This is a genomic window from Myxococcus sp. AM011 (assembly GCF_013372595.1).
GTDB lineage: Bacteria > Myxococcota > Myxococcia > Myxococcales > Myxococcaceae > Myxococcus > Myxococcus eversor.
In genome coordinates this window covers 1-5,675 of sequence record NZ_JABXEM010000433.1, presented here as the reverse complement: position 1 = coordinate 5,675, position 5,675 = coordinate 1, and the positions used below count along the sequence as shown (strand labels likewise).

Sequence of the window (5,675 nt, the reverse complement as noted above, 5' to 3'; positions counted from 1 at the left end):
GGGCAGGCTGCTGGAGAGAGGCTGGGGTAGAGTGCGCGCCATGCGTCGCCTCCTCCTGTTCGCGCTCCCCCTGCTGGCCGTGGCCTGTTCCAAAAAGGACCAGGCGAACATCGCCATCAACGTCAACTACACGCCGAGCTTCAAGACGGGCTGCATCGTGATGCAGGTCCAGGATGAGGCGAACGCAGCGAACGTCACCGACAAGCAGACAGTGACGGACCTCGCGACCAGAGTGCCGCCGTTGAAGCTGGGGGTTGCTCTCAGGGAGGGTTGGGGCCCGAAGCTGAAGGTGACCATCGCCGCACATGAGCAGTCGTGCGAGGGCAAGGAGGTGGACAAAGTGGAGCTGTCCGTCGACCTGTCGGGCGAGGGGACCAAGTCTGCGGTCTCGGCACAGCTCAACGCCCCTGACGAGGATGGTGATGGGTACGTCGCCGTGCTGGGGGACGGGAAGGGCGGCACGGACTGCCAGGACAGTGGGCTGAATGCGGCGCTGCGGTTCCCGGGCAATATCGAAGTCTGCGACGCGGTGGATAACAACTGCTCTGGTGTGGCGGACGAGGGGCTCGATAAGAAGTGGTACCAGGACGCGGACAACGATGGTGTTCCCAGGGGGCCCGACTTCGTAAGTCAGTGCGCGAAGCCCGCCGGGAACTACATAGAGTACGCCGAGGCAGGGCCGTTTGACTGTGATGAGACCAGTATGAACGCGGCCAATAGGTTTCCGGGCAACGAAGAACTCTGCGACGGTTTCGATAACAACTGTGAGAACGGTGTCGACGAAGGGTTCGCCGCGAGGAATGCGCCGTGCAATAACGAGTGCGGCGGCGTGACGGTGTGCGCGGCGGACGGCAAGTCGGTGGTGTGCAACCGTGAGCCGGGGCGGAACTACTACCGGGACGTGGATGGTGACGAAGACGGTGACGCGACCCTGCAGGCTGTCGTGAAGTGCCAGGGACAGCAACCCGACCCTGGGTATGTGCTGAACAACCATGGGGACTGCGATGACGTGGATCCCGCGGTGAGTTCATTGCGCGCTGAGGTCTGCGATGCCATCGACAACAATTGCGACGGTACCGTGGACAACAACACGGCGGTGTCGTGCGGTGGCACTCTGAAGGACGTGGCCGACTACCACCTGAGTTCAACAGGGCAGAACTGGAGAACGGTGTCGGCCGCCCCCAGCGGCTATCCCGTTTGGGTTGCAGGCCTGGGCGGGAAGCTGGCGATGCGCAGGGCGGCCGGTGCGAAGTTCGAGAGCTTCAGCTTTGGAGACCCCACGAGCCCGACGCCCCCTGATGGGAGCCCCGTCCTCCATCCGAACAACTGTGGCAACGGTGATTGGTATGTCTCCTGGGTGAACTCCTCCGGTGTTGTTTTCCTGGGAGGCCCGAGTGGATTACTGGCCATCCACACTGGAGCGACTGATTACACGTGCGTGCCGGGAGGAGCGCCAACAAGCGTCCTCATTACTGGCATGGTGGGCTTCGATGTTGGTGGGATGACCACTATCTATATCACCGATAGCGACGGACGCTTGATCAGGTGGAATGTGGGTAGCACGCCAGCGTTCACCGATTTGAACGACAACAACTTCAACTACTACGGCCTTCACGGCCTGAGTGAGGACCTCCTGCTGGTGTCAGGAGGGCGAACAGGGCCGGATCAACAGCGGTTCGCGTCCTACGCAGGAGTTTCGTCTGGGACGACTGCGGCACCAACAACGCACACGGCGAACCCGAATAACGTGGGGGGGAAGGCGAATGCGGTGTGGATGGGGACTGCGAGCAATGCGTGCGCAGTGGGAGACGGCGGGGCTGTATGGCGTTGGGATGGGGCGACGACGTGGAACAGATTCAATGCCCCTGCAGGAGTGACGGTTGACTTCAGCAGCGTGGTGATGAGGTACAACGCGCAGGACACGGCGAACCCGCTGAACAGGCAGTGCTACATGGTGGACAAGAGCGCGGCAGGAAAGCTGCGCCGACTGACACCGTTCGGTTGGGCCAAGGGACCGGATCTGCCACTGGCCAACGCAGACAAACCACTCCGCGACATCGCCATTACCCAGACAACAGGAGAGTTCTGGATCGTCGGTGATGACGGCCGGGTGTTCCACTACCCGGAGCCTGCGCCGTAGTCGTCGGTCGGGTCGTGCCACGCTTCGGGCTTGGAGGGCCGGAGCGTGGTGTCTTGGACAGGATAGTCCCGTCTTGATTTTCCGTGGTTCAGTAGTCGGACATAGAGTGCAGGCATGTCCAAGTCATGCCTGTGGGGGGAATGCCTGGCGGTCTTCGCCTGTGTGTCGGTGGCCATGCCGCTGCGCGCGCAGGGAGCCGAAGGTGAGGTCCAACGCCAAATCACGGAGGCCATCCGCCTCTACGAGGACCTCGAATACGAGCGAGCGTTGGAGGGACTGAAGCACGCCAGTCGCCTGTCGCACGGTCCCGACGAGGCGGTCTCCCTCTCCCTGTTGCGCGGCATCATCCAAGCGGACATGGGAAGGTGGGAGTCGGCCCGCAAGGACTTCCGCGAGGCGCTCCAACGCCAGCTCGATGCCCAGCTCCCTTTGCACGTCTCGCCCAAGGTGAGTGGAGAGTTCGAGGCGCAGCGCTCGAAGGTTCGTGAATCCACGGCCGGTCGACGCAAGGCCGCGCCTCCAGTAGCCGCGCCACAGGTGGTCGAGGTCGTGCCCTTGGACGAGAAGCCACTTGCCCAGGAGCCAGTGGTTGCCCGGCCGGACCTGACTCCTCCCAGCAGGGAAGACAAAGCCCCGCCAGAGTGGGCGACAAGTACCGTGGAGGGAGACGTGGAGCGCGCGTCCCAGGGCGTGCGCATCGCGGGACGTCGGGTTCCGGTGGTGAGCTGGGCTCTGTTGGGGGCGGGAGTCGCGGCGGGTGGAGTGGGGACGGTGTTCGGTCTGGCATCGCAGAGCCAGGTTGACGATGCGAGGGCCGGGCAGCTCAAGGACCTGGAGGCCAACCATTCACGGGCACAGGGAAGTGCCAGGACGGCAAACATCCTTTTCGGCACGGCGACGGCTGCTGCTGTAGGCGCGCTGGCGACGTGGCTCTTCATAGGCTCCACTGCCGAGACCGTGGCCCAGGGAGGTGCGCGATGATCCGCGTGGGAATCCTGGCAGTCGCGAGTTTGATGGTGCTGGGCGGCTGCTCCGTGCCGAGCCTCGAGGCGCTCCGGGCGGAGCGGGGTGTCCCCATCTCGGTCAATTACACTCCGAGCTTCAAGACCGGGTGCATCGTGATGCGAACCCAGGATGAGGCGAAGGCGACGAACTCCACGGAGCAGAGCATTGGGAGCGATTCTCTCGCGAGGCAATCGCCACCATTGGTGCTCAAGGTACTCCGCAAAGCCGATTGGGGTGCGCTGGTGAAGGTGACGATTCGCGCGCACGAACAGACGTGCGAGGGCAAGGAGGTGGACAGGGCGGAGGTGCCTGTCGATCTGTCGGGGGAGGGCAGCCAGCAACCTCTAAGCGTGACGCTCAACACGCCGGACGAGGATGGTGATGGGTACGTCGCCGTGCTGGGGGATGGAAAGGGCGGTACGGACTGCGATGACCGCGACCGGACGAGGAACCCAGCGGCGGTCGAGGTCTGCGACAACAAGGATAACAACTGCGACGGCTCGGCGGACGAAGGGCTCAACACGAGCTGGTACTTGGACGAGGATGGTGACGGAGTTCCCCGTGGGCCCGACTTCGTTTCGTCATGCACGTCGCCAAGCGGTAATTATATACAATATCCTGCGGCAGGCCCGTTTGACTGCAGGGACTTTGGCCTGGATGCGGCGAAGATGTTCCCTGGGAACTCAGAGAAGTGCGACAACGTCGACAATAACTGTAACAACATAGTCGACGAGGGATACGCTGCCACGGGGGAAACCTGCAATTCCGAATGCGGAGGCATGACGGTGTGCTCGGGGGATGGCAATGCCGTGGTGTGTAGTCGTGACCCGGGGAGATACTACTACCGCGACGTGGATGGTGACGGGGATGGTGATCTCTCTGCGACCGCTGTTTTGAAGTGCGAGAGCCAGCCGCCCGACCCGGGATATGTGCTGAGCAACCACGGAGACTGCGATGATGTTGACCCTGCAGCGAGTTCATCGCGCGCGGAGGTGTGCGATGCCATCGACAACAATTGTGATGGCCTCGTGGACAACACTGCTGTGTCATGTGGTGGCACGCTGAAGGACGTGGTCAATCATCACGTGGGTGGGAATACACACGACTGGAGGACGGTGTCGACGGGGCCGAATGGCTATCCGGTGTGGATTGCCGGTCGCGGAGGCAAATTGGCGGTGCGCAGGACGGCCAGTGGTAAGTTCGAGAGCTTCAGCTTTGGGGATGCGACTGGTACGACGCCGGATGGAAGCCTGCCGGCCAGCAGCAACAACTGCGGCAATACAAATTGGACAGTCTCCTGGGTGAACTCCACCGGAGTTGTGTTCCTGGGCGGCGAGGGTGGAATGCTGGCCATCCATGCAGGGAATACTGCCCCGTGCGGCACAGGCGCCTTGACAGTCCCCAGTGACAACCTCACGGGAATGGTGGGCTTCGAGACTGGGGGGGAGACCACCATCTACATTACTGATACTGCAGGCCGTTTGATCAAGTGGGTGGTAGGTGGCAATCCGCAGCATTCCCTGGTGCACGACAACAACATCAACGTCTATGGCGTCCATGGCCTGAGTGAGAGCCTCCTGCTGGTATCAGGGGGGAACACGGCAGGAGACATTGGCCAAGCGTTCCAGTCTTATACCAGTGGTACCCCCTCCTCGTTGCACGCCACCTTGCCAGACAATGGGGATGGCACAGCGAACGCGGTGTGGATGGGGAAGACTGACAAGGCGTGCGCGGTAGGAGACGATGGATTGGCGTGGCGCTGGGATGGCGCGACCACGTGGCACAGAGCTGAATCCTCGGGAACGACGTCCGACTTCAGCAGCGTGGTGATGCGGTACGACGCGCAGAACACCTCAAACCCGCTGAATGACCAGTGCTACATTGTGGACAAGGGTGCGAACGGCAAGCTGCGCCGGCTGACACCCTTTGGCTGGGCCAAGGGGCCTGACTTGCCGTCGAACAGGGCGAACGTCCCCCTGCGCGACATCGCCATCACCGCCACAGGAGAACTTTGGATCGTCGGTGACGACGGCCGTGTCTTCCACTACCCGGAGCCGTGACCTCCCGGTCCTGAGTCCCCGGGCCCACGAGGCCCGGGGTCCTCCAACTCCCGCAGTGGCACCCACCGCTCCAGCGGCGGCCCGCCGTGCTTGCCCCGTCCAATCCGCTGCGACGGATAAATCCCCCGGTGGCCCGTCAGCAGATACGCCACCGTCGCCACAATCATCACGTGCGTCAGCACCCCCGCGCCCACCAGCTCCACCGCCATGATGGACAACGCCAGCGGTGTATTCGCCGCCGCCGCGAACAGCGCCGCCATCCCCACCGCGGCCCCCAAATCCACCGGCAATCCCAACACCCGCGCCAACACATTCCCCAAGCTCGCGCCAATGAAGAACAGCGGAGTCACCTCTCCGCCCAGGAACCCCGAGGCCAGCGTCACCACCGTGAACGCCAGCTTCCAGGCAAACGCCGACACCGGCAGCGCCGGGTCCTCGAACGCCCTCACAATCCCCGGCACCCCCAACCC

4 protein-coding genes are annotated in these 5,675 nt (G+C 63.1%); 3 read left to right on the top strand and 1 reads right to left on the bottom strand.

Annotated elements, in window-relative coordinates:
* The 3 genes from HUW62_RS45395 to HUW62_RS45385 form a co-directional block, all read left to right on the top strand.
* On the top strand, positions 1–2,140 hold a 2,140-nt coding region (locus tag HUW62_RS45395; RefSeq protein WP_217911960.1), incomplete at its 5' end, for a putative metal-binding motif-containing protein.
* Between the two features lie 114 nt (positions 2,141–2,254).
* The gene (locus HUW62_RS45390) at positions 2,255–3,121 is read left to right on the top strand and encodes a hypothetical protein (RefSeq protein WP_176437991.1); all 867 of its coding nucleotides are present in this window, start codon (positions 2,255–2,257) and stop codon (positions 3,119–3,121) included.
* Entirely contained in the window at positions 3,118–5,205 is a 2,088-nt protein-coding gene (locus HUW62_RS45385; protein ID WP_176437990.1) for a putative metal-binding motif-containing protein, read from the top strand. Before HUW62_RS45390 ends, HUW62_RS45385 begins: the two co-directional genes overlap by 4 nt.
* Here HUW62_RS45385 and HUW62_RS45380 read toward each other — a convergent pair.
* Positions 5,190–5,675, bottom strand: a 486-nt coding sequence (locus HUW62_RS45380) for a chloride channel protein (protein WP_176437989.1), incomplete at its 5' end; no start/stop codon positions are given. The two genes, HUW62_RS45385 and HUW62_RS45380, sit on opposite strands and share 16 nt — an antisense overlap.

What these genes read in the sequence shown, in the direction of transcription:
- HUW62_RS45385 (WP_176437990.1), top strand. Translation starts at nt 3,118, where the DNA reads ATGATCCGCGTGGGAATCCTGGCAGTCGCGAGTTTGATGGTGCTGGGC.
- HUW62_RS45390 (WP_176437991.1), top strand. Translation starts at nt 2,255, where the DNA reads ATGTCCAAGTCATGCCTGTGGGGGGAATGCCTGGCGGTCTTCGCCTGT.